Here is a 24,273-nt window from a genome sequence, read left to right as displayed (position 1 = left end):
GTGACCAACGCACACCGCTTCCCCACGGTGGTCGACGCCTACGCCGACCACCTGCGCTCCCGTGATGTCTCCGACCACACGCGCCGCGCCTACGTCGCCGACATCACGGACTTCTTCGACCACGTCCGCACCACCGACGTCGCCGACATCGGCCTCGGCGAGCTGCGGTCGTGGCTCATCGCCCTCGATGATGCGGGTGCCGCGAAGTCGACGGTGGCGCGCAAGATCGCCGCCCTCAGATCGTTCTTCGGCTACTGCGTGAACTCCCTGGGACTGGCGACCAACCCCGCGGCCCGCCTGCGCACCCCGAAGAAGGACTCCCGCCTCCCGACCGTGCTCAAACCGAAGCAGGCGGCGAACCTCATCGCAGCGGGCCAGACCGCCGGAGCGGACCCGGGAGACGACGCGCCGCCCGAGGACGAGGCCGATGAGGCCATGCAGGCCCGGGATACTGCGATCCTCGAGATGCTCTACGCGACCGCGGTCCGCGTCTCCGAGCTCTGCGGACTCGACCGCGCCGACGTCGATGACCACCGCTCGATGATCACCGTCCTCGGCAAGGGCAACAAGGAGCGCCGTGTCCCGTTCGGGACACCCGCCGCCCAGGCCCTCAAGACATGGCTGCGGATGCGGGAGAGGATCGCCACTGACAAGAGCGGAGACGCCCTCTTCCTCGGCCGGCGCGGAGGACGGATCGGGGCGCGTCAGGTCCGCGACCTCGTCCACCGGTACGGCGCCCTCAACCCGGAGGCCCCGGACATCGGGCCGCACGGACTCCGTCATTCCGCAGCCACGCACATGCTCGACAACGGCGCCGACCTCCGCCAGATCCAGGAACTCCTCGGGCACGCGACGCTGAGCAGCACACAGATCTACACCCACGTGTCGATGCAGCGACTGCAGGAGACCTACCGGCAGGCGCACCCCCGGGCGTAGCCTCCCCGTCCCTCACTTCCGGAACTCCCAGTGCCACGGTTCGGGCAGGGAACCCGACTGTCTCGCCCACGACGGGTGCACCCAGCCGAAGGTCGGCGCATTCGCGCGCATCCACTCGTGTTCGGCACTGCCGAACGCATTGATCCCACCGCCCAGATCGACGGCGAGCGCCCACCCGTGGTTGGAGGTCCCGGGTGTGGCCGCCATCCGGCCCTTGCGCTTCTTGAGGATGACCTGCGTGTCGTAGTCGCGATAGGCGTCGGTGACGGAGATCGGCCGACCGAACCGCGCCTCGAACGCGAAGGAAAGCCGGTCGAACGCCGCCTGCGCGTCACAGCGCAGCAGCTGTCCCGGGGCGGTCTTGAGCTCACACATCGCCGAGGCGGGGATCCGGCCGTTCCGGTGCCCGCCCCAGGACCCGGCCCCGGAGTCACCGTCGTCACCGGCCGGCTCCTCGGCGGGTTTGCGAGAGAGCGGCAGGAGCACCGAGGCGTCCTGCCCGAAGAACGGCGCCGGATCGACGTACGCGCGGTCGCTGCCGGTCGGCCACACCCCGACGTGGAGACAGTCCTCGTCACAGTGCGCCCCGTCGGTGACCTCGCCGATCTGCTCACCCGCGGCGATTGCGTCACCGACGGCGAGGTCCGTCGTCGCCGGCTGGAACGAGACGGTGCGGCCTGAGTCGGTGGTGATGCTCACCGTGTCGGTGCCCGCGACCGAACCGCGGAAGCGCACCGCTCCGCTCGTCGGAGCCCGCAGCGGTTCACCCGGCAGGGCGCGGATGTCGATGCCCCGATGCCCTGCCAGCCAGGTCTCCTGCGGTGGATCGAAGGCGGTGACGATCTCCATGACGGGCACGGGGGAGACCCACGTCGTCGCCTCCGGACCGGTCTGGTCCGCTCTGGCGTTGGCAGGCAGACCGAAGGCGACGACGACGAGTACGGTGACGGCGAGCGTCGCGAACGCAGTCGCTCCGGAGCGACTCCGAGATGGGATGCGCTGGCGAGGAGTGAGCGGTCGGGGAGGATTCGGCATGCCGTCCATCTCACCCCGTACCGATGCGCCTGTCACGGCCGCCGCAACCGCCTGTGGACGGCCTCTCAGCCTCCACAGTTCAGGTGCACACGAGTCACACAGGCATCCACAGATCGCCGCACGCGAGTGCGGCCGAGCCCAGTGGCGCCGGATGGGATGATGCGCGCCGGCCGCGGCGCGGCGGCACCGCCCGCCGCGACCCGTTCGCCACGACGCGTGGCGAACCGCGAACCACCTCGGCGACGGGGACGCACCGTCACCTGGTCAAGGGGCAGTGCCGCGTCCCCGCGGGGACCACCGGCTCGACCATCCACAGGTCCTGGCACTCGAGTCGATTCGGCGCGGCCGCCCCGCAGACCCAGCCCCCGCGTCACCTCGATCGGGACCCGGGACCGCAGGGCCGCCTCGGCGCGGGGGACCGATTGGAAATGGCTTGGTCACCCGCGATAGACTGGCTCCAGCAGAAGCGTGTCTTCTGACTACGCGCATCCGATTTCTTCTCCATCCCTTGGTGCACGCCTGCAGTGCGTGTGGGGCGGATGAACCGGATGCCAGGAATCAACCGAAACCGTCACAGGCGTCGTCGGCTCACAGCCGGCGGCTCACCGTGGCACAACGCACCCGCAGCAGGGTGCTCGAGAAAGGAGGGCGTCGGCATGGCCGTCGTCACCATCCGCCAGCTGCTCGACAGCGGCGTCCACTTCGGACACCAGACCCGCCGTTGGAACCCGAAGATGAAGCGCTTCATCTTCACCGAGCGCAACGGCATCTACATCATCGACCTGCAGAAGTCGCTGGGCTACATCGACACCGCGTTCGAGTTCGTCAAGGAAACCGTCTCGCACGGTGGCTCGATCCTCTTCGTCGGCACGAAGAAGCAGGCTCAGGAATCCATCGCCGAGCAGGCCAAGCGCGTGGGCCAGCCCTACGTCAACCAGCGCTGGCTGGGCGGCATGCTCACGAACTTCCAGACCATCTCCCTGCGTCTGCGCCGCCTCAAGGAACTCGAAGAGATCGACTTCGACGACGTTGCCGGCTCCTCGCACACGAAGAAGGAACTCCTCATCCTCCGTCGTGAGAAGGACAAGCTCGAGAAGACCCTCGGCGGCATCCGCGACATGCAGCGGACCCCGTCGGCCGTGTGGATCGTCGACACGAAGAAGGAGCACCTCGCCGTCGACGAGGCGAAGAAGCTGGGCATCCCGGTCATCGCGATCCTCGACACGAACTGCGACCCCGACGACGTCACCTACCCGATCCCGGGCAACGACGACGCCATCCGCTCGGTGTCCCTGCTCACCCGCGTGATCGCCGACGCCGTGGCCGAGGGCCTCATCGCCCGCCACTCCGGCGACGACGAGTCCGGTGAGAAGAACGTCTCCGCCGTCGAGCCGATGCCCGAGTGGGAGCGCGAGCTCCTCGAAGGCAACGCCGCTGAGGGCGAAGCCAACACCGCCGAGGCCGAGGCCAAGGTCGCCGCGGACGCAGCCACCGCTGACGCCGCTGCCGGTGACACCTCCGCTGCCGACGCCGAGGCCGAGACGGCCAAGGCCGACGCCGCCACCGCTGAAGCCGACGCCGAGGCCAATGCCGACGCGAACGCTGACTCCACCGAGTCCTGATCTCACTCACCTCCACCACCACTAGGAGAAAGAATGGCAAACTACACTGCCGCTGACATCAAGGAACTGCGCGAGAAGACCGGCGCGGGAATGATGGACGTCAAGAAGGCCCTCGACGAGGCCGACGGCGATCAGGCGAAGGCCGTTGAGCTCCTCCGCGTGAAGGGCCTCAAGGGCGCCACCAAGCGCGAAGGCCGCGCCACCTCCGACGGACTCGTGGCCAGCTTCGTCGACGGCGGAGTCGGCACCATGATCGAGCTCGACTCGGAGACCGACTTCGTCGCGAAGTCGCAGCGCTTCATCGACCTCGCCGACGAAGTCCTCGCCCTCGCGGTGTCGAACAAGTCCGAGTCGGCGGAGTCCCTCCTCTCGGTCGAGGCCGACGGCAAGACTGTCGCCCAGTTCATCACCGAGTCCGGCGCCGCCCTCGGCGAGAAGGTCGACCTGCGCCGCGTGGGTCGCCTCGAGAGCCAGAAGGTCGAGTCCTACCTCCACCGGACGAACAAGGACCTGCCCCCGCAGGTCGGCGTTCTCTTCGGCTACGAAGGCGACGACCAGACCGTGGCCCACGATGTCGCCGTGCACATCGCCGCGATGGCTCCGAAGTACTTCTCCCGTGAGGACGTCCCCGCCGAGCTCGTCGAGAACGAGCGTCGCATCGCCGAGGACACCGCGAAGAACGAAGGCAAGCCCGAACAGGCACTGCCGAAGATCATCGAAGGCCGCGTCAACGGCTTCTTCAAGGAGAACTGCCTGCTCGACCAGGGATTCGCCAAGGATCCCAAGCAGTCCGTGGGCAAGGTCCTCGAAGCTGCCGGCCTCAAGGCCACCGGTTTCCTCCGCTTCCGCGTGGGAGCCTGAACCGCAGCACGATCGCTGACGGGATCACCATGATCCCCGCGTGATCCGATGACGGGGTCGGACCGATTCGGTCCGGCCCCGTCTTCGCTAGACTGACCCAGACGAACCACCCCGGAACGGCGCTGCCCACAAGGCGGCGCCGCCCGCATGGAAGAAGGACCTCAATGACATCGACCCCGGTACACGAATCGAGCCATGCCAGCCGACCCCTGCGCACCCACCGTCGGCGGGTGCTGCTCAAGCTCTCAGGCGAGGTCTTCGGCGGAGGCAGCATCGGCGTCGATCCCGACGTCGTCGCTGCCGTCGCCCGGGAAGTCGCCCCCACCGTCGACGACGTCGAGGTGAGCATCGTCGTCGGCGGCGGAAACTTCTTCCGCGGCGCCGAACTCTCCCAGCGCGGCATGGACCGCACCCGCGCCGACTACATGGGCATGCTCGGCACCGTGATGAACTGCCTCGCACTCCAGGACTTCCTCGAGCAGCTCGGCGTCGACACGCGCGTGCAGACCGCGATCCCGATGTCCCAGGTCGCCGAGTCCTACATCCCGCGCCGCGCGATGCGGCACATGGAGAAGAACCGCGTCGTCATCTTCGGCGCCGGTGCCGGTCTGCCCTACTTCTCCACCGACACGGTGGCGGCGCAGCGTGCGCTCGAGATCCACGCCGACGAGGTGCTCATCGCGAAGAACGGCGTCGACGGGGTCTACACCGCCGACCCGAAGCTCGACCCCAACGCCGTGAAGATCGACGAGATCAGCTACCAGGAGGCTCTGCAGAAGGGCCTCAAGGTCGTCGACGCGACCGCGTTCTCCCTCTGCATGGACAACCGGCTTCCGATGCATGTCTTCGGCATGGAAGGGGAGGGCAACCTGCGCAAGGCGATCTCCGGCGAGAAGATCGGCACCGTCGTCAAGTAGCCTGCGCGGCGGGGTCATCCCGGGGGCTCGCCGACCAGGATCCGCTGGTCAGGCACCCGCAGCCGACACACCGGCGGACGCGAATCCGCCGTGGTCCGAGTGCGCCAAACGCGAGCTCGGACACATAGAATGTTCACACAGCTCCAATCGACTGAAAAGAGTGTCTCGTGATTGAAGAAACACTGGCAGAGGCCAGGGAGAAGATGGACAAAGCCGTGGAATTCACGCAAGAGGACTTTGCGTCGATCCGCACCGGCCGGGCCAACCCCGCGCTCTTCGCGAACATCGAGATCGAATACTACGGAGCGCCGACGCCGCTCCAGCAGCTCGCCTCGTTCCAGACGCCGGAAGCCCGCACGATCCTCATCACTCCCTACGACAGGGGCACCCTCGGCGACATCGAGAACGCGCTGCGCAACTCCGACATCGGCGCCAACCCCGCCAACGACGGCAACGTCATCCGCGTCGTCCTCCCCGAACTCACCGAGGAGCGCCGCAAGGAGTACGTGAAGATCGTCAAGGGCAAGGCCGAGGACGGCAAGGTCTCGATCCGCAACATCCGCCGCCACGCCAAGGAGACCCTCGAGCGAATCAAGAAGGACGGCGAAGCCGGCGAGGACGAGGTCACCCGGTCGATCTCCGAACTCGACGACATCACGAAGAAGAAGGTCGATTCGATCGACAAGCTCCTCGATCAGAAGGAAGCTGAGCTCCTCGAGGTCTGATGATCGCGTTGTCGACACCTGAGACTCCCGCATCCGATCCGACCCCGGCAGAGGGGTCGGATCGGGGCGCGTCTGCGCAGGCCCCGTTCCCGAAGAGGCGTGACCTGCGCGGCACCGACACGGTCTACTCCGCCGCCGAGGTGGAGGTCGAGGTCGCTCCGGCGCCGAAGGACTACGGGCGGGCGGGTCGCAACCTTCCCGCCGCGATCGGCATCGGACTGCTCATCGGCGGAGTCGTCCTCGTCTCCCTCATCTTCTTCCCCGAGTCCTTCATCTTCGTCATCCTCATCGCCATCGTCGCGGCGATGTGGGAGCTGGCGAACGCGCTCTCCCGCTCGGGCTCCCTCGTCTCCCGGATTCCCGTGATGATCTCGGCGGCCTGCATGGTCGTCGCCACGTACTTCGGCGGTCGCGAAGCCCTGTGGGTGACCTTCGCCGCCAGCGCCGGCGCCGTCATGCTCTTCACGATGGTCGAGCGCCGGAAGAACGCCGTCAAGGACGTCTCCCTCTCCCTCTTCGCGCTCACCTACGTGGGCCTCATGGCGTGCTTCGTCGTCTATCTCCTCACCCTGCCCGACGGCAACCTCTACGTCATCATCTTCCTCGCCAGCGTCGTCGCCTCCGACATCGGCGGCTACGTCTTCGGCGTCCTCTGGGGCAGGCACCCGATCGCCCCGCGGATCTCGCCGAAGAAGTCGTGGGAGGGCTACGCCGGATCCGTCGTCTTCACCGCCGCCGTCGCGACGACGCTCGCGGTCACCCTCCTCGGCGCCCCCTTCTGGGCAGGTCTGATCATCGGCGTCGTCATTCCCGCCTTCGCCACCCTCGGCGACTTCAGCGAATCGATGATCAAACGCGATCTCGACCTCAAGGACATGGGCACCCTGCTGCCCGGACACGGAGGGGTGATGGACCGTCTCGACTCGATCCTCCCGACCGCTCCCGTCGCGCTCGTGATGTTCTCCGTCCTTCCCGGATTCCTCTGAGCCCCACCCGCTGAGCCGGTGGCCGCCGAGGCGGTCGCGGCCGGCTCCGGGTGGTCCCGACCACAACCCGCCTGTCCACAGACCATGAGACAATGGGCGGGTGAGTGCATCAGGTGGAAGCAGACAAGTCAGACCCGTCGTCGAGCATGCCGACGGCACGACGTCGACGACCCCGATGCGCGACGGTCGTCCGCTGCTCAACTTCAAGTCACCGCGCGTCGCGCAGCCGCAGCAGCACCTCGCGGACATGACGATGGACGAGCGCATCGCCGCCGTCGAGGAGATGGGGCTGCCCGCCTTCCGCGCGAAGCAGCTGTCCAACCACTACTTCACCCGGTACCACACCGACGTCGAGTCGATGACCGATCTGCCCAAGGACCTGCGCGGACCCCTGGCAGAGCGCTTCTTCCCGCCCCTGCTCACCGAGGTGCGCCGCCTGACCACGGAGAACGGCGACACGATCAAGTTCCTCTGGCGGCTCTTCGACGGTGCTCTCGTCGAATCGGTGCTCATGCGCTACCGCAACCGCATCACCCTGTGCGTGTCGAGTCAGTGCGGCTGCGGCATGAACTGCCCGTTCTGCGCGACCGGCCAGCAGGGGCTGACCCGGAACATGTCGACGGCCGAGATCGTCGAACAGGTCATCCGCGCCAACCAGGCGATCGCCGCCGGTGAGCTCGCACCCCTGACGTCGGGTGCGGTCGCCGACGATGAGGTCGCCCTCGGCGCTGAAGCCGACGAAGAGCAGGGGGAGACTCCGGACGGTGCCACCGGGGCGGCCGCAGGTCAGGCGGGGGCCGCCTCGGCGAACGGGCCCGAACGGGTGACGAACATCGTCTTCATGGGCATGGGCGAACCCCTGGCCAACTACAAGCGCGTGATGAACGCGGTGCGGCACTTCGTCGCCCCGGCACCCGAGGGCCTGGGCATGTCGGCCCGGCGGATCACGGTCTCGACGGTCGGGCTCGTGCCCGGCATCAACAAGCTCGCCGCCGAGGATATCCCCGTCACCTTCGCCCTCAGCCTCCACGCGCCCGACGATGAGCTGCGCAATGAGATGATCCCCGTCAACACGCGCTGGAATGCCGACGAGGCGATCGACGCCGCCTACAACTACTACAAGGTCACCGGCCGGCGGGTGAGCATCGAATACGCGCTCATCAAGGACATGAACGACCATGCCTGGCGCGCCGACCTGCTCGCGAAGAAGCTCAACGCGCGCGGCCGCGGCTGGGTCCACGTCAACCCGATCCCGCTCAACCCGACGCCGGGATCGGTGTGGACGGCCTCGGAACCGGAGGTCGCGAACGAATTCGTCCGCCGCCTCGTCGACGCCGGCGTGCCCACGACGATCCGCGACACCCGCGGCTCCGACATCGACGGAGCATGCGGACAGCTCGCCGCCGCTGACTGAACGCTGGCAGGCGGCCCACGGGCCCGCCGCTGACACGGCATCGGCCGGACACTCCATCTATCATGGTGGAAACGACTTATTGTGCGATTCGCTTCTGGAGGAATCATGGCGGACACGACGTTCCCTCGAATGTCGGGTTGGAAGAACGGCTACGACCCCAAACAGGTCGACAGCTTCTTCAAACGGGCTCGGGAATCGTTCGAACGGCCGACCCCGCAGCCCGGTGACCTCGACTCGCGTGCCGTGCGCACCGTCGGCTTCGACCTCGTCCGCAAGGGCTACCATGTCGCCGTCGTCGACGCCGCCCTCGACCGCCTCGAGGACGCCTTCGCCAAGCAGGCCCGCGACCGTCTCATCGCCCAGTCCGGACAGGACGCCTGGGTGCAGGAGCTCACCCGCGTCGCCGCGTCCCTGCGCGGCCGGCTCGTCCGCGACGCGAGGGAGCGGTTCGACAACCCGGCCCCCGGGGTCATCGGCTACGACATCGCCCAGGTCGACGACATGTGCGAGAAGGTCAACTCCTACTTCACGCAGGGAGTGGCGATGAGCGTCGACCAGGTGCGCCGTGTCCTGTTCAAGACGGCGAAGGGCAACAAGGCCTACGACGAGGACCAGGTCGACGCGTTCATCGACCGCGTCGTCGAGGTGATGGCCTCCGTTGACTGACATCCACTGGTTCAGCAAGCCCGCCGGCGACAACGCCGGGACCCTCAACCCGGTCTACGACGTCCTCGACCATCCGATCGCCATGGGGGGCGCCGATGACATCGTCATCACCGGAGACACGCCCGAAGCGCCGCTCATCGACGGGCGTGAGGTCACGGATCCGCGGCTCATCAGCGCCCTGTCCAAGCCCGTCGAGCTTGATCGCGCCGAGGTGCTCGACCGCAGTGCGAAGCTCGGCGGCATCCTGCGCGCCATGGGAGTCGATCCTGAGCGGACTCAGGTGCGCATCGACGCCGAGGTGCCCGCGGCGGCACGCGCCCTGAGCACGCTCGCGGCGCTGCGCATCGGGATGGTCGTCGACGCCCGCAGCGGCGAGAGTGTCGGTGACGATCGTGCGGATGATGTGACCGTCGTGCGCATCCACCCGATCGACGCGGACGCGATCGCACCCGGGCGGGCCGTCGTCAAGGTGATCCGTTCGCGCTTCGAAGGCGTGGGCATCACCGTTGACGGGCAGACGGCGAACCTCGATCAGGCGATGCGCGATTCCCGCGTCGAATCCGCCGTCGTCGTCCCCCTCGAGGCGAAGCGCACGATCGCCCTCACCGACGCTGGCGCCGTTGCGGCCGCCGACGGAGTGGAGTGGCTGCAGGAGACCGTCCTCGACGAGCAGTGATGCCGGCGCTGGCTCTCGGGCGCCGTTGCTGGGCGCCAGAAGTCGTTCTGCGTGCCGAATGTCTCTGAACCCGCCGAAGGTGTGCTCAGTGCTCGCCGCAGGTGTGTTCGCCGAAAGTGGGATTGCCAGCCAGAAGTCGTCCTGCCTGCGAGAAGTGCGCGGACAAACAGAAATGTCGGCCAGAAGTGCGAATGCGGGGAACTGGTCTCCCGCATTCGCATTTCTGGCCGATAGTCGCAGGCCGCAGCGGCGCGTCAGTTCGCGAAGGCGTTGATGCCCGTCAGCGCGCGACCGATCGTGAGCTGGTGAACCTCGTGGGTGCCCTCGTAGGTGAGGACGGTCTCGAGGTTGACCGCGTGGCGCAGCGGCGGGTACTCGCTCGTGATGCCCGAACCGCCGAAGAGCGCCCGCAGGTCGCGGCAGACGTTCATCGCGGTGTCGACGTTGACCATCTTGCCGAGGCTGATCTGCTCGGGACGCACGCCCTTCTCCGAGTCCTTGAGCTCGCCGAGGTGGGCTGCGAGCAGCGTGATCTGCGAGTACTGGCCGAAGGCCTTCGCGAGCTTCTGCTGCGAGATCTGGAACGAGGAGATCGGGCGGTCGAACTGGATGCGGGTGCCCGTGTACTCGATCGCCGAGAGCAGAGCGTCGCGGGCGGCGCCGGTGACGCCGAAGACGATGCCGAAGCGCGCCTCGGACAGGCACGACAGCGGCGCCTTGAGGCCCTTCGCCTCCGGCAGCATCGCATCCTCGGGGAGGCGGACGTTGTCGAGGACGATCTCACCGGTGATCGAGGCGCGCAGGGAGATCTTGCGGTGGATCTCCGGGGTCTGCACCCCCTCGGTGTTCGTGGGGACGACGAAGCCGCGGATGACCGGGCGGCCCTTCTCATCGGTGTCCTCGGTCTTGGCCCACACGACCATGACATCGGAGACCGGCGAGTTCGTGATCCACATCTTCGCGCCGTTGAGGATCCAGTCGGACCCGTCCCTGCGCGCCGTCGTCTTCATGCCCGAGGGGTCGGAGCCGACATCGGGTTCGGTGAGGCCGAAGCAGCCCAGAGCCTTGCCGGCGGCCATCTTCGGCAGCCATTCGTGCTTCTGCTCCTCGGAGCCGTAGCGGTGGATGGCGAACATCGCGAGCGAACCCTGCACAGACACGAGCGAGCGCAGACCGGAGTCGATGGCCTCGAGCTCCCGGCAGGCGAGCCCGTACTGCGTGGCCGTCGACCCACCGCAGCCGTAGCCGTCGAGGTGCATGCCGAGGACGCCGAGCTCTCCGAGGCCTTCGGCGAGTTCACGGGCGGGAATGGTCGCATCGAGGAAGTAGCCGCCGATCTTCTCCCGCACGTTCTCATCGAGCCACTTGCGGACGACGTGCGCGAATTCGAGGTCATCGGCGTCGAAGACCGAATCCAGTCCCAGGATCTCGTCGGGGCTCATCGTTGCACTCATCTATACCTCTCTCGCCATTGATCGCATGTGCATCGCCCACGCCGAGAAAGCCGCTGTCGAGTCATTTCCCAGAGAACTTTGGCATCATCGGTAGGCGTGAGCGAACGTAAGATCATTGTAGTCGGGTCGACCGGATCGGTCGGTACGCAGGCCCTCGACGTCCTGGCTGAGAACGCAACCGATTTCGCAGTCGTCGGGCTTGCCGGAGGGTCCCAGATGGACCTCCTCCTGGGACAGGCCCTCGACTTCTCCGTCCCCGTCATCGGGCTGACGACGCCTCCGGCAGGAGGCGAGGACGAGGTGCGGAACCGGTTGTCCGAACTCGCCGCTGAGCGCGGAATCAGTGTTCCCGTTCGTGAAATCCATCTCGGAGACGATGCCGCCGAGGCGGTCGCCGGCCGACCGGCCGACATCGTCCTCAACGCGGTGACCGGAGCCGCCGGGCTCGGGGCGACGCTCGCGGCGCTGGCGACCGGCACCGATGTCGCCCTGGCGAACAAGGAGTCCCTCATCATCGGCGGCTCCCTCGTTCTCGACGCCGCGAAGCGGACCGGGGCCCGACTCATCCCCGTCGACAGCGAGCACTCCGCGATCGCCCAGGCTCTGCGCTCGGGCACGCACGGCGAGGTGAGCAGGCTCGTCATCACCGCCTCGGGCGGGCCGTTCCGCGGCATGACCCGCGACGCCCTGCGCCGGGTCACGCCCGCCCAGGCGCTCAAGCACCCGACCTGGTCGATGGGCTCGATGATCACAATCAATTCGGCGACCCTGGTCAACAAAGGCCTCGAGGTCATCGAAGCCCACCTCCTCTTCGACATCGACTTCGACCGCATCGAGGTCGTCGTCCACCCGCAGAGCCAGATCCACTCGATGGTCGAGTTCACCGATGCCTCGACGATCGCGCAGATCTCCCCACCGGACATGCGCCTGCCCATCGCCTACGCCCTCGGCACCCAGGACGACGGGAGCACGCGTCGGGTGACCTCCGGTGCGGTCCCGAACAACTGGGGCCAGCCCATGCACTGGTCGTTCGAGCCGGTCAACCATGTCGCGTTCCCCGCGCTCGGGCTCGCCATCGAAGCCGGAAAGCGCGCCCGCAGCTACCCGGCGGTGTTCAACGCCGCCAACGAGGTGCTCGTCTCGGCCTTCATCGCCGGGGACATTCCGTTCACGGGCATCGACTCCGGTCTCGAGAAGGCACTCGCGGCGCACGAGCCGGCACCCGAGCACACGGTGGAGACCGTGCTCGCCGCCGACGCCTGGGCGCGGGACTTCGCGCGCGAGCACGTGGCGGCCCAGGCAGCGGAGGGCGATGCGGTCCGCACCGCCTCGGCGGCCTCCGGTTCGCAGCCGGCCGGCGTCGGCGTGAGCACCGGCGGGGAGTGAGATGACCGTCGTCCTCTTCATCGTCGGGATCATCCTCTTCCTCCTCGGCATCTCGATCTCGATCGCCCTCCACGAACTCGGCCACCTCACCCCGGCGAAGCGGTTCGGGGTCAAGGTCACCCATTACATGGTCGGATTCGGGCCGACGCTCTTCTCGTTCAAGCGCGGTGAGACCGAGTACGGGATCAAGGCGCTGCCGCTCGGCGGCTTCATCGCGATGCCGGGCATGTACCCGCCGCTCGATGCGACGAAGCAGCGCGCCGAGGCACCCGCCGTGCAGACGGGCACCGCCGGGCAGTCGGCCACTCAGGAGCAGTCGACCGCCGACCTCGGCGGCGCCACCGCTGCCGCTCCCGTCGACGGGGCCACCCCGCACGACGCCACCGCACCCGGCGACCACCTCGGCGACGGCGATGAGGCGACCCTGCGACCGCGGACGAAGCGGAAGGGACGGCTGTTCGAGAACACGATGGCCGACGCCCGGGAGATGTCGAACGACGAGATCGAGCCGGGGGAGGAGCACCGGACGTTCTACGCCCTCAGCGTGCCCAAACGGCTCGTCGTCATGTTCGCCGGCCCCTTTGTCAACCTCGTCCTCGGCATCGTCATCATGGCGATCTCGCTGCTCGGCATCGGCGTGATGACCCCGACGACGACGGTGCAGACCGTCGTCGAATGTGCGGTCCCCGCCACCGAGGCCGCCGAGCGACCGGCCGCGGACCGCAACGCGTGCCTGCCCGGTGACCAGCTCACCCCCGCGTGGGAGGCCGGTTTCGAACCCGGCGATCGGATCACCTCGGTGGCCGGTGTGGAGACGGAGAACTGGGACGAGCTGTCCTCGGTCATCAAGGACCATGCGGGGGAGAGCGTCGAGGTCGACTTCGTCCGCGACGGTGCCGCGCAGACGGTGAGCGTGCCGATCATCGCCCACGAGCGCCCCCGCGTCGACGACCGCGGCAACCTCATGACGAACCCCGACGGCACCCCGCAGACGGTGACGGAGGGCTTCCTCGGCATCGGCCCCGTCCAGGAGCGGCAGCCGCTGCCGCTCAGCGAATTCCCCGGAGCGGTGTGGGACCAGGTCACCGGCGTGTTCACGGCCATCGTCACACTGCCCGTCAAACTCGTCGACATCGCTCAGGTCGCCACGGGTGCGAAGGAGCGCGACCCCGAGGGCCTCGTCGGCATGGTCGGCGTCGGTCGCGTCGCCGGTGAGATCGTCTCGACCGATGACCTGCAGGTCGTTGAGAAGGCGCAGCTGGGCCTCGGCGTGCTCGGCTCGCTCAACATCTTCCTCTTCGCGTTCAACATGATCCCGCTGCTGCCGCTCGACGGCGGCCACATCGCCGTCGCGCTCTACGAAGGCGCGAGGCGCCGGATCAACCGGTGGCGCGGGCGCGGGAAGATCGGACCCTTCGACACGGCGAAGCTGCTGCCGCTGACGTACGTCGTCATCGGCCTCATGCTCTGCATGACCGCGCTCCTCGTCTACGTCGACCTCGTCAAACCGATCACCCTCGACGCGATCTTCAACTCGGCCCGCTAGGGGCGGTCGTTTCGGCGGCCTTTGTGCCGGGCGACTTTCAGTCGCTCAGGGTGATCGCCTGGACATCGCCGAGGTGGTCGAGCCGGACCGTGATTGACGCCGTGTCCGTGATCGCCACGGTTCCCAGCAGGCGGTTCTCCATCGTCAGGTCGTCGACGGTCACCGGTGTGGTCGGGGCGACGCCGTGGTCGCGGCACCAGGCGACATGGCGTTCCCTCCTCTCCTCGCGCGGCTCGTCGAGGTCCATGTTCACGGCGAAGCCGGCGTCGGCGAAGGCCTCATCCCAGTCGAGCACCGCAGCGGCGGCCCCGAGGACGGTCCGGCCGGTGCGCGGTCCCGCCGGCAGCGGGTGGGTCGGCGCGGGCGTGCTCTCGCGCGGGAGGACCGGCGGGGCCGAGGTCAGCGGGACGTCCGCCGGCACCTCCGGGATCTCGTCGGCGCGCCCGATCGCGGCGAGCCAGCCGGCGTCGACGGCGTCGCGGACGATGCGTTCGGCCGGGTAGTACGTGGTGTTGCCGAGGACGACGATCCCGAGGTTCAGCCCGGGGAACCACCGCATATGGGAGCCGAAGCCCGGGTAGCCGCCCGAATGGCCGAGCACCGGTCCGAACCGGGAGTCCTCACGGTGGATGAGCCCGTAGCCGTAGGCGACGTCCTCGGTGTGCAGGCGGCTCGTCTCGACGGCTATGGGGCGGTGCGGCCGCTGGCCCGCGGTGAGCACCGTGGACCAGGCTCCGGGAGCGCTGCTCGCTTCGGCGTCGAGGGAGTCGAGGTGGACGTTCATCCAATTGCAGACATCGGCGGCGGTCGAGACCATGCCGCCGATCGCGGAGAATGCGCCAGGCCTCGTCGGTTCGAGGACGTGGGCGCGTCCGCGCCTGTCGATGCGCAGGCCTGGGACGAGATCGGGGAAGTCGGCGACATCGAAGCCGGTGCGGGTCATCTGCAGGGGAACGGTCACCTCGGTGGCCACCATCTCCGGCAGCGTGCGACCGGTGACGGACTCCGCGGCGAGACCGAGCAACGCGTACCCGAGGTTGCAGTACTCGAAGCCGGTGCCGGGTTCGGCGATCGGCACGAGCGGTCCCTGGAGGTATGTGAGGAAGTCGAAGGTGCTCATCGACTCCATCCGGTCCGCCCACGGATCGTCCTTGCCGAACCCCGTGCCCATCGTCAGGCACTCGCGGCTGGTGAGCTCACCGACCGCCGTGCCCTTGAGATCCGGCACGAGGAAGTACATCGGATAGTCGAGGTTGAGGCCCGAGGCCTCGAGCGACCCGATCATCGCAGCGGTGAACGACTTCGTCATCGACGCGATGCGGTAGGGCCGGTGGGCATTGGTCAGCTTCGCCTCGGCGTTCTGGACGCCATGCCGCTCGAGGACGCCGTACGCCAACTCCCCGCCGAGCGCCGACAGCTCGTCGGAGGCACGGAGGAGGCGTCGCAGGACGACATCGATGTCGGGCGCGACCGGGGCGGTCATCATCGTTCCACCGAAGATTCGGTCTCGCTGCCGTCGTGACCGAGCAGGGTCGCGAGGGAGTCGCGCGGGTCGGTGCGTCGCGACAGGGCGAAGAGCACGACTCCGAGGATGATCCAGACGAGGAGGATGATGTACTCGTGCGGCCAGACCAGTGAGGATCCGGTTCCCGGCCAGAGCGCGAGAGCGATGACGCCGAGAGCGCCGATCGCGCCGAGGAGCGAGAATCCCGTGGCGAGCGCCGACCTCGGGGCGCGCGAGGCAGGCAGCCGGAGGTTGGCGATGACGACCATGATCCACACGACACCCAGATAGATACCGCCGGTGTCGAGGAACCACGTCACTGCCCCCGGGCCCAGCCAGCCCAGGCCCAGGGTGATGACGAGGGTGAAGATCAGCGCGGTGCGCGGTGTTCCCGAGCGCGCGTCGACGGCGGCGAGGCGGCGCGGGAGGAGATCGGCGCGGCCCATGGCGACGAGGATCCGGGACGAGGCGACGAAGAGACCGAGGAAGCTGGTGAGCAGCCCGAGCACCGCGATCGCGTAGGCGACGCCGCCGAGGGCTGGGAACCCGGCGGCCCGGAACGCGTCGACGGTGCCGAGCTCCATGCCGGCGACCTCCTCCCAGGGATGGACCCATGCCGTCGCGAGAAGGACGAGAACGTAGAAGCTGCCGGCGATGATGACCGTCCACACCACTGTGCGACCGATCCTGCGCGGGGAGATCTTGGCATCCTCGGCGAGGACGGCGACGAGTCCGAACCCGGAGAGGAACGTCATGCCCGGCACGACGAAGCGCAGCGTGTCCGTCACCGGAGTCGCTTCGGGGGCGAAGGCGGGGAAGAAGTTGCCCGGGCTGCCGGCGGTGAACCCGGTGACGATGAGGGCGAGGCCACCGGCGATGATGAGGCCGAACATGAGGATCTGCACCTGCGCACCCACACTGATCCCGTACCAGTTGAGGGCGAAGAACGCGAAGGTCAGCCCGATCCCGATCGCCAGGCCGGGCAGGTACACGGTCTCGTCGTTGATCGTGTAGAGGGGAATCGTGTTGAGGCCGGGAACGAAGCGGCCGAGCAGGTAGCCGAACGCCGTGACGTAGAAGGCCAGCGAGGAGACGTAGGCACCGAGCAGCATCCATCCGGTGAGAAACGACGCGCCGCGCCCGAGCGCGGCGAAGGAGAACACGACCTCACCGCCGGCGCGCGGAAACGCCTGCGCGAGGCGGGCGTAGGCCAGCGCGACACAGGCCGCCAGCGCCACACCGAGGCAGAGGCCGAGGATGACGCCCCCGGCCCCGTAGGCATCGAAGAACGTCGAGTTCGTGTAGATCCAACTCGCTCCGACGACGCCGGCGACTCCGAAGGCGAGCAGCTGGACGGTGCCGAGACTCCGCCTCAAGTCCGTCATGGGACCTCCATCCTCAGGCTGTCTGTTCTTGTCACCGCACATTACCGAACGCCCCTGACGCGGCTGCCCGACACTGCGCTGCGCACTGCCTCCCGCGGTCACCGCTGTACAAACCCCTCCCGCGGCCACCGAGCGCGCTCCGGTGACGTCGCCCCACCTCGGCGCTGACAGGGAACCTCCAGGTCGTGAGCGATCACACCGGAGCCGGCCGACCGGGACGATGGTTGTCGTCCTACAATGAGAAGGACTCGTACTATCGGGCTGTCACGGCTGCCGATCCAGCCGCACAGCCCCAATGAAGGGATCGTCTTCGTGACATCGGTCAACCTCGGCATGCCAGCTCCTCCGCCTCCCGTTCTCGCACCTCGGCGGAAGACCCGGCAGATCCACGTCGGCAAGGTGGGAGTCGGATCCGACTACCCCATCAGCGTCCAATCGATGACGACGACGCCGACGACGGACATCAACGCCACCCTCCAGCAGATCGCCGAGCTCACGGCCTCCGGCTGCGACATCGTCCGCGTCGCCTGCCCGTCCGCCGACGACGCCGCCGCCCTTCCCGCGATCGCCCAGAAGTCGCAGATCCCCGTCATCGCCGACATCCACTTCCAGCCGAAGTACGTCTACGCGGCGATCGACGCCGGCTGCGCGGCCGTGCGCGTCAACCCCGGCAACATCCGCAAGTTCGACGACCAGGTCAAGGAGATCGCCGCCGCCGCGAAGGACGCCGGCACCTCGATCCGGATCGGCGTCAACGCCGGTTCGCTCGACAAGCGGATCATGGAGAAGTTCGGCAAGGCCACCCCCGAGGCGCTCGTCGAATCCGCGGTGTGGGAGGCCTCCCTGTTCGAGGAGCACGACTTCCACGACTTCAAGATCTCCGTCAAGCACCACGACCCGGTCATCATGGTCCGGGCGTACGAGATGCTCGCCGAACGCGGCGACTGGCCGCTCCACCTCGGCGTCACCGAGGCGGGACCGGCGTTCCAGGGCACGATCAAGTCCGCCACCGCGTTCGGGGCGCTGCTGTCGAAGGGCATCGGCGACACGATCCGCGTGTCCCTGTCGGCGCCCCCCGTCGAGGAGGTCAAGGTCGGCAATCAGATCCTCGAGAGCCTCAACCTCAAGCCGCGCAAGCTCGAGATCGTCTCGTGCCCGTCGTGCGGTCGCGCTCAGGTCGATGTCTACACGCTCGCGGAGAAGGTGACCTCGGGCCTCGAGGGCATGGAGGTTCCGCTGCGCGTGGCCGTCATGGGCTGCGTCGTCAACGGTCCCGGTGAGGCGCGCGAAGCCGACCTCGGCGTGGCCAGCGGCAACGGCAAGGGCCAGATCTTCGTCAAGGGCGAGGTCATCAAGACCGTGCCGGAGTCGCAGATCGTCGAGACCCTCATCGAAGAGGCCATGCGCATCGCCGAAGAGTCGGACATCCCGTCCGGGCCGCCGGAAGTCGTCGTCGGCTGATCGAGCCGATGTGTTGAGACTAGCTCCCCTCGGGCACCGGCACACGGCATGGCTGACCAGCCTGCTCGCCCTCAATCCCTGCGAGAACGTCTACCTCCTCGCCCTCCTCGACGTCACCGGCACCGCGGCGACGAACTCCCCGGGCGGCACCATCTACGGCGTCTTCGACGGCGACCGGCCCGTCGCCGCCTACTGGGTGGGCGGCAACATCATCCCCGTCAACGCGAGTCCCGAGACGAACGCGGTGCTCGCCGCGAAGCTCAACGCCGACGGCCGGTCGTCGTGTTCGCTCATCGGGCGGCGCGAGATCATCATGGACCTCGACAGCCGCCTGAGCTGGGGCCGGCCGCGCGGCGTGCGCGAACGCCAGCCGCTGCTCGCGATCAGCTCGGACCCTGACGTCGAACCCGACCCCGAGGTGCGACTGGCGACCCTCGAACAGCTGCCGACGGTCTTCCCCGCCAGCGTCGACATGTTCACGAAGGAGGTCGGCTTCTCGCCCATCGAAGGCGGGGAGTCGAGCTACCTCGCGCGCGTGCGCGGCATCATCCGCGGCGGCAACTGCTTCGTCCGGATCTCCCCGACCCTGCCCAGCGGCAGTCCGGCACCGAGGTGGCCCGCCACCGACCGTGCCGAACAGGTCCTCTTCAAGGCCGACATCGGCATCCGCTCGCCGCGCATCGTCCAGGTGCAGGGTGTGTGGGTCCACCCCGACACGCGCAACCACGGGCTCGGTGCCGCAGGGATGGCCGCCGTCGTCACGCAGACGCGGGCGGCCGGACATCCCACGGTCAGCCTCTACGCCAACGACTACAACGAGGCGGCTCTGCGGATGTACAAGCGCGTCGGCTTCGATCAGGTCGGCACCTTCGCCACCGTGATGTACTGAGGCGCGCGGCCTCGCTACCGCTGAGAGTCGCGGCCGCGGAGCCGGTCGAGGTCGCGGCGATCCTTCTTCGTCGGCCGCCCCAGCCCCTTGTCGCGCTTCGGGACGAAACCCCGCAGCGCGGGGTCGGGGGCGGGAGTGAGATCCTCGTAGGCGCCGACGGCGATCGCGGCACCCGGCCGTGTGGGGAGGATGCCCGTGATCTTCCAGATGAACTCGGTGCCGGCCTTGCGGACGCGGACCTCCTGACCGATCGTCACCTTCTGCGCGGCCTTGACCCGCTGCCCGTCGACTTGGACATGTCCGCCGCGGCACGCCTGCGTGGCGAGATTGCGGGTCTTGAACATCCGCGCCGTCCACAGCCACACGTCGATGCGCACCGCCGCCCCGGGCGTCCGGTCAATCTCCATCGAGACCGCCCCTGGCATCCTGTCGCAGCGCGATCTCCGAGCGTCGCGTGAACGTCTGCGCCGGCCGCCCGCGTCCCTGCGTCACCGCGCGCCCCGTCGCGTCGAGCAGCGGCAGCATCGTCCGTCGGAAGGTGTCGGCCTGCATCTCCTCACCGGCGACGACCTCGTGGAGGGCCCGCAGCTGCCGGAGGGAGAACTCCGCAGGGAGCAGGCCGAAGGGGTCCGGGGTCCGCTCGTGGAGAGCGCGGAGGCGGTGGACGGCGACGCGGACGATCTCCTGATGCTCCTCGCTGAGCTCGTGGACCGTGTGGACGGGGACGAGCTTCCGCCGACCGGACTCGGCAGTGGGGCCTGCGGTCTCTGTGGTGCCGGGGGAGCCGACAATGGCACCCGCTTCGGCAGCCCCGGTCGCAGGGGAGTCGGCCGCGTGCTCGGACCCGCGCGCATCCGCCTCGGCGAGAGGCTGGTCGGATACCTCGTCATCGCCGTTCGCGGTGCCGGTGTCGCCGTCGGCGAGGCCGACATCGGCGGCCGAGAGGACGTCGAGGTGGGCGACCGAGATCACCCATCCGCGGTCATCGCGGTCGGGCTGGTCGAAGACGTGGAGCTGGACGGGGGAACGGTCGACGAGCTGCGCCTTCTCGCGCAGACACCGGGCGACCGCCTCGGCGAGGCGCTCCTGCGGACGCAGAATCGACCCGGGCAGCTGCCACCGACCATCCCGGGACCGGGTGAGGAGCACGTGCAGCCCACGACCGGGCACGGGGCAGAGGACGGCAGTGTCGACGGCGACCGAGGGTCGGGGGAACTGCGAGAGGGTTGTCGTGTCAGGCATGCTCTTTATGATCGGGTCAGCGGAATCGGCAGCGCTGACCAGTCTAGTTCGCCCGCCGACTGCCGCCGAACGCACACCGCGCAGGCCGCCGAACGCACACCGCGCAGGCTGCGGGTGCGCTCCATGGCTGCCGCGGGCGAAGGAGCCCGCGACCGCGTTGCGGGGGACCGCCTCGGCGAAGGGAGGGATCGATGACAGGACACGCACCGACGTCGGCCGCGCCCCGATGATCGGCGAATGGACGCGCGCGCACGCAGGCGGATAATGTTCGGACTGATACCCCCACGTCGCCCGAGGAGAAACATCCATGGCCCTGCGCATGTCGTCGCTGTTCGTCCGGACTCAGAAGGAAGACCCGGTCGGCGCCGAGGTCGCCAGCCACAAGCTGCTCCACCGGGCCGGCTACATCCGCAGGTCGGCCCCGGGCATCTACACGTGGCTGCCGCTGGGACTCGCGGTGCTCGGCAAGATCGAGGCGATCGTCCGCGACGAGATGTCTCGGGCCGGATCGCAGGAAGTCCACTTCCCGTCCCTGCTGCCGGCCGAGGTCTACAAGCAGTCCGGCCGCTGGGAGGCCTTCGGGCCCGACCTCTTCAGCCTCCAGGACCGGAAGAAGAACGACTACATCCTCGCGCCCACGCACGAGGAGTTCTTCACCCTGCTCGTCAAGGACCTCTACTCCTCGTACAAGGACCTGCCGCTGTCGATCTACCAGATCCAGACGAAGTACCGCGATGAGGCCCGCCCCCGCGCCGGACTGCTGCGCGGTCGCGAGTTCATCATGAAGGATGCCTACTCCTTCGACATCGACGACGCCGGCCTCGACGCCTCCTACGAGGCGATGCGCGTGGCCTACATCCGCGCGTTCGCCCGCCTCGGCATCCCGAGCCTGCCCGTCAAGGCGACCCCCGGGGCGATGGGCGGATCCGGCACCGAGGAGTTCATCTACCCCTCCGAGGTCGGCGAGGACACCTTCGTCCGCTCACCCGGCGGCTACGCGGCCAACGTCGAAGCCGTCACCTCGATCGTGCCCGAGGCGATCCCGTACGAGAACTCGCCGGCCGCCCACGTCGAGGACACCCCCGACACCCCGACGATCGAGACGCTCGTCGCCGCCGCGAATGCGAATCACCCCCGCTCCGACCGCGAGTGGACGGCCGCGGACACCCTGAAGAACGTCGTCTGCGCCGTCACCCACCCTGACGGCACCCGTGAGGTCATCGTCATCGGCCTGCCCGGAGACCGCGAGGTCGACCTCGACCGCGCCGCCGGCACCGGCATGCTCAGCAACGGCGAAGTCGACATCGAAGCCGCGACCGCCGAGGACCTCAGCCTCCACCCGGAACTCGTCAAGGGCTACATCGGCCCGGGCCTCGACCTCGACAACCCGGTCCTGGGGACCGAGGGCAGCACGAAGATCCGCTACCTCCTCGACCCCCGCATCGTCGACGGCACACGTTGGATCACCGGCGCGAACGAACACGGCAAGCACGTCTTCGACCTCGTCGCCGGGCGTGACTTCACCGCTGACGGCACGATCGAAGCCGCCGAGGTCGTCATCGGCGACCCCGCCCCCGACGGCTCGGGTCCGCTCGAGCTCGCCCGGGGCGTCGAGATCGGCCAGATCTTCAAGCTCGGCCGCAAGTACGCCGAAGCCCTCGACCTCACCGTCCTCGACCAGAACGGCAAGGCCACGACCGTGACCATGGGCTCCTACGGCCTCGGCGTCACCCGGGTCATGGCCTGCATCGCCGAGGAGTACCACACCGAGGGCGGTCTGCTCTGGCCCCAGCACCTCGCTCCCGCCGATGTCCACATCATCGCCGCCGGCAAGGGCGAGGAGATCAACGCCGCCGCCGAGGAGCTCACCGCCCAGTTCGAGGCCGACGGCGTCAGCGTTCTCCTCGACGACCGGACGAAGGTCTCGCCCGGGTTCAAGTTCGCCGATGCCGAGCTCATCGGCATCCCCACGGTCGTCGTCGTCGGTCGCGGCCTGAGCGAAGGGGTCATCGAGGTCCGCGACGTCTTCGCCGGTGAGAAGCAGGAGCTTCCCGTCGCCGAGGTGGTCCCCACGACCGTGGCTAAGGTCCGTGCCGCCTATGCCGCCGCCGCTGCCGCAGCCGACGAGGCCGTCATCGAGGACTCGATCGAGGCCGCCGTCGACTCGGCCGAGGTCGCAGCCGACACTGCCGAAGCCGAGTCCGCCCGGACGGAGTGACCCGCCGACGATGAGCGAAGTCCTCACCGGCGGCATCGACGTCACCCTCGTCATGCTCCTGTGGCTGCTCGCCGCGGGCGCCCTGGCGGGCTGGATCGATGCCGTCGTCGGCGGTGGGGGCCTCATCCAGCTGCCCGCGCTGCTCCTCGTGCCGGGGATGACCCCGGTCCAAGCCGTCGCGACGAACAAGGTCGGGTCGATCGCGGGGACGACCGCCTCGGCGGTGACCTATCTGCGCCGCGTCACCCCTGACCGGTCGGCGACGATCCCGGCGGCGGCGACCGCGTTCCTCGGGGCGGTGCTCGGGGCGAAGCTCGCGACCCTCGTCCCCGCCGAGCTCTTCACCCCGATCATCCTCGCCGCGCTCATCGCCGTCGGCATCTTCACCCTGCTCAACCCCAGCCTCGGCACCGACGCCCGCCTCCGCTTCGAGGAGTCCTCGAAGCGCCACCACGCCGTGTCATGGCTCATCGGCCTCGTCATCGGCATCTACGACGGAGTGCTCGGGCCGGGCACCGGTTCGTTCCTCGTCATCGCCTTCGTCTCGATCATCGGCTTCTCGTTCCTCCAGGCCTCGGCGACGGCAAAGATCGTCAACTGGGCGACGAACTTCGGGGCACTCGTCTACTTCGTGCCCGACGGCCAGGTCGTGTGGCTGCTCGGTCTCGTCGTCGCCGCCGGCAACGTCACCGGCGGGATCATCGGGGCGCGGACGGCGATCGCGAAGGGCTCGGGCTTCGTGCGCATCGTTTTCATCGTCGTCGTCTCCGCGATGGTCCTCAAGCTCGGCTACGACGTCGTCGCCGACCTCATCCGGTGAGCCCGGCCCTAGGCTCTCGGCTCGCAGCGCTCAGCCCCCAGCGCTCAGCCCTCAGCCTTGTGTCCTTGGCCGAGGACCATCCTGTGCCCTTGACCGCGGGTAGCCCTGCGCCCCTGACCTCGGGTCGCCCTGCGCCCCTGACCGCGGGTCGTTCAGCGCCTCTGACCGTGTGCCGGGAAATTTCAGGTCGCGGAGTGTCGATCCGCCGTGCGGATATCGGCATTCTGCGTCCTGAAGTCGGAGCGGAGGGTTGTGTGTGGAGGGGGAGGTTGTGTGTGGAGCTGGAGGCACGATGTGCGGCGCTCCAATGGAGTTTGAGCGCCTCCTCCATGGCGATTTCGGGCCAGTGATCACCTCGAATGTGGCGCAGAATTCCCAGGGCCGTCTGGACCGCGTGCCGGGAAAGTTCAGGTCGCAGAGTGTCGATCCGCCGCGGGCGGTTTCTAACTTCTAGTGCAACACCCTGGCCCCAGTGGCAAGGGAACACGAGAAGGAGGAATCGCGATGGGCACGAAGCTTATCTATCGAAT

Annotated in this window: 21 protein-coding genes; 15 read left to right on the top strand and 6 right to left on the bottom strand. The window is 68.3% G+C overall.

The genetic code is table 11. The annotated features are described in order from the left end of the window. The gene (locus ACFQ91_RS15030) at nucleotides 1–936 is read left to right on the top strand and encodes a tyrosine recombinase XerC (RefSeq protein ID WP_344251701.1); all 936 of its coding nucleotides are present in this window, start codon (nucleotides 1–3) and stop codon (nucleotides 934–936) included. A gap of 12 nt (nucleotides 937–948) precedes the next feature. On the opposite strand, the gene ACFQ91_RS15025 is transcribed toward ACFQ91_RS15030, so the two are convergent. Then, a complete protein-coding gene (locus ACFQ91_RS15025) occupies nucleotides 949–1,971 on the bottom strand; it encodes a peptidoglycan DD-metalloendopeptidase family protein (RefSeq protein ID WP_344251702.1) in 1,023 nt (340 codons plus the stop codon). 656 nt (nucleotides 1,972–2,627) lie between these two features. Between ACFQ91_RS15025 and rpsB the strand changes: the two genes are divergently transcribed. From rpsB to ACFQ91_RS14985, 8 genes are all read left to right on the top strand, one after another. Then, the gene (gene rpsB, locus ACFQ91_RS15020; protein WP_344251703.1) at nucleotides 2,628–3,593 is read left to right on the top strand and encodes a 30S ribosomal protein S2; all 966 of its coding nucleotides are present in this window, start codon (nucleotides 2,628–2,630) and stop codon (nucleotides 3,591–3,593) included. Nucleotides 3,594–3,626: 33 nt separating this feature from the next. Then, nucleotides 3,627–4,454: a translation elongation factor Ts gene (tsf, locus tag ACFQ91_RS15015; protein ID WP_137826028.1), complete on the top strand. Its 828-nt coding sequence runs from the start codon at nucleotides 3,627–3,629 to the stop codon at nucleotides 4,452–4,454. A 164-nt stretch (nucleotides 4,455–4,618) separates the two neighbouring features. After that, nucleotides 4,619–5,371 (top strand): UMP kinase, encoded by a 753-nt coding sequence (gene pyrH / locus ACFQ91_RS15010; RefSeq protein WP_137826029.1) that lies wholly within the window; start codon nucleotides 4,619–4,621, stop codon nucleotides 5,369–5,371. A gap of 167 nt (nucleotides 5,372–5,538) precedes the next feature. Then, nucleotides 5,539–6,096 (top strand): ribosome recycling factor, encoded by a 558-nt coding sequence (gene frr / locus ACFQ91_RS15005; RefSeq protein WP_137826030.1) that lies wholly within the window; start codon nucleotides 5,539–5,541, stop codon nucleotides 6,094–6,096. Further along, nucleotides 6,096–7,082, top strand: a complete 987-nt coding sequence (locus ACFQ91_RS15000) for a phosphatidate cytidylyltransferase (RefSeq protein ID WP_376871938.1) — start codon at nucleotides 6,096–6,098, stop codon at nucleotides 7,080–7,082. The genes frr and ACFQ91_RS15000 overlap by 1 nt, the downstream gene beginning before the upstream one ends. A 175-nt stretch (nucleotides 7,083–7,257) precedes the next feature. Further along, the gene (rlmN, locus tag ACFQ91_RS14995) at nucleotides 7,258–8,496 is read left to right on the top strand and encodes a 23S rRNA (adenine(2503)-C(2))-methyltransferase RlmN (RefSeq protein ID WP_376871966.1); all 1,239 of its coding nucleotides are present in this window, start codon (nucleotides 7,258–7,260) and stop codon (nucleotides 8,494–8,496) included. 105 nt (nucleotides 8,497–8,601) lie between these two features. Continuing rightward, a complete protein-coding gene (locus ACFQ91_RS14990) occupies nucleotides 8,602–9,162 on the top strand; it encodes a DivIVA domain-containing protein (RefSeq protein ID WP_376871941.1) in 561 nt (186 codons plus the stop codon). Next, entirely contained in the window at nucleotides 9,155–9,838 is a 684-nt protein-coding gene (locus ACFQ91_RS14985; protein WP_376871944.1) for a hypothetical protein, read from the top strand. The genes ACFQ91_RS14990 and ACFQ91_RS14985 overlap by 8 nt, the downstream gene beginning before the upstream one ends. A gap of 254 nt (nucleotides 9,839–10,092) precedes the next feature. Here the strand turns inward: ACFQ91_RS14985 and ACFQ91_RS14980 are convergent, their stop codons facing one another. Next, entirely contained in the window at nucleotides 10,093–11,292 is a 1,200-nt protein-coding gene (locus ACFQ91_RS14980; protein ID WP_376904108.1) for an acyl-CoA dehydrogenase family protein, read from the bottom strand. Between the two features lie 96 nt (nucleotides 11,293–11,388). Here ACFQ91_RS14980 and dxr point away from each other — a divergent pair, with 96 nt between their 5' ends. Together dxr and ACFQ91_RS14970 are read left to right on the top strand one after the other, a co-directional pair. Beyond that, entirely contained in the window at nucleotides 11,389–12,678 is a 1,290-nt protein-coding gene (dxr, locus tag ACFQ91_RS14975; RefSeq protein ID WP_376871950.1) for a 1-deoxy-D-xylulose-5-phosphate reductoisomerase, read from the top strand. Nucleotide 12,679: 1 nt separating this feature from the next. After that, a complete protein-coding gene (locus ACFQ91_RS14970; RefSeq protein ID WP_376871953.1) occupies nucleotides 12,680–14,224 on the top strand; it encodes a M50 family metallopeptidase in 1,545 nt (514 codons plus the stop codon). Nucleotides 14,225–14,261: 37 nt separating this feature from the next. On the opposite strand, the gene ACFQ91_RS14965 is transcribed toward ACFQ91_RS14970, so the two are convergent. Beyond that, a complete protein-coding gene (locus tag ACFQ91_RS14965; RefSeq protein WP_376917356.1) occupies nucleotides 14,262–15,710 on the bottom strand; it encodes a serine hydrolase domain-containing protein in 1,449 nt (482 codons plus the stop codon). Continuing rightward, entirely contained in the window at nucleotides 15,707–17,113 is a 1,407-nt protein-coding gene (locus ACFQ91_RS14960) for an APC family permease (protein WP_376871959.1), read from the bottom strand. Before ACFQ91_RS14960 ends, ACFQ91_RS14965 begins: the two co-directional genes overlap by 4 nt. 312 nt (nucleotides 17,114–17,425) lie before the next feature. Here ACFQ91_RS14960 and ispG point away from each other — a divergent pair, with 312 nt between their 5' ends. Both ispG and ACFQ91_RS14950 read left to right on the top strand, forming a co-directional pair. Next, nucleotides 17,426–18,574: a flavodoxin-dependent (E)-4-hydroxy-3-methylbut-2-enyl-diphosphate synthase gene (ispG, locus tag ACFQ91_RS14955; RefSeq protein ID WP_198499137.1), complete on the top strand. Its 1,149-nt coding sequence runs from the start codon at nucleotides 17,426–17,428 to the stop codon at nucleotides 18,572–18,574. A gap of 10 nt (nucleotides 18,575–18,584) precedes the next feature. Next, entirely contained in the window at nucleotides 18,585–19,463 is an 879-nt protein-coding gene (locus ACFQ91_RS14950) for a DUF4081 domain-containing GNAT family N-acetyltransferase (protein WP_249121045.1), read from the top strand. 14 nt (nucleotides 19,464–19,477) lie between these two features. On the opposite strand, the gene ACFQ91_RS14945 is transcribed toward ACFQ91_RS14950, so the two are convergent. Together ACFQ91_RS14945 and ACFQ91_RS14940 are read right to left on the bottom strand one after the other, a co-directional pair. Further along, nucleotides 19,478–19,870 (bottom strand): RNA-binding S4 domain-containing protein, encoded by a 393-nt coding sequence (locus ACFQ91_RS14945; RefSeq protein WP_198499135.1) that lies wholly within the window; start codon nucleotides 19,868–19,870, stop codon nucleotides 19,478–19,480. After that, the gene (locus tag ACFQ91_RS14940; protein WP_344258274.1) at nucleotides 19,860–20,705 is read right to left on the bottom strand and encodes an NUDIX domain-containing protein; all 846 of its coding nucleotides are present in this window, start codon (nucleotides 20,703–20,705) and stop codon (nucleotides 19,860–19,862) included. The genes ACFQ91_RS14945 and ACFQ91_RS14940 overlap by 11 nt, the downstream gene beginning before the upstream one ends. A 307-nt stretch (nucleotides 20,706–21,012) precedes the next feature. Here ACFQ91_RS14940 and ACFQ91_RS14935 point away from each other — a divergent pair, with 307 nt between their 5' ends. Both ACFQ91_RS14935 and ACFQ91_RS14930 read left to right on the top strand, forming a co-directional pair. Further along, a complete protein-coding gene (locus ACFQ91_RS14935; RefSeq protein WP_344258276.1) occupies nucleotides 21,013–22,923 on the top strand; it encodes a proline--tRNA ligase in 1,911 nt (636 codons plus the stop codon). Nucleotides 22,924–22,933: 10 nt separating this feature from the next. Further along, nucleotides 22,934–23,743 (top strand): TSUP family transporter, encoded by an 810-nt coding sequence (locus ACFQ91_RS14930; RefSeq protein ID WP_344258279.1) that lies wholly within the window; start codon nucleotides 22,934–22,936, stop codon nucleotides 23,741–23,743. Nucleotides 23,744–24,273 lie beyond the last annotated feature (530 nt).

The sequence above is a fragment of the Brevibacterium sp. NPDC056726 genome, assembly GCF_042790515.1.
Lineage (GTDB): Bacteria > Actinomycetota > Actinomycetes > Actinomycetales > Brevibacteriaceae > Brevibacterium > Brevibacterium sanguinis.
Note: the sequence above shows the minus strand (reverse complement) of the source record. Positions and strands in the feature narration are given on the sequence as shown.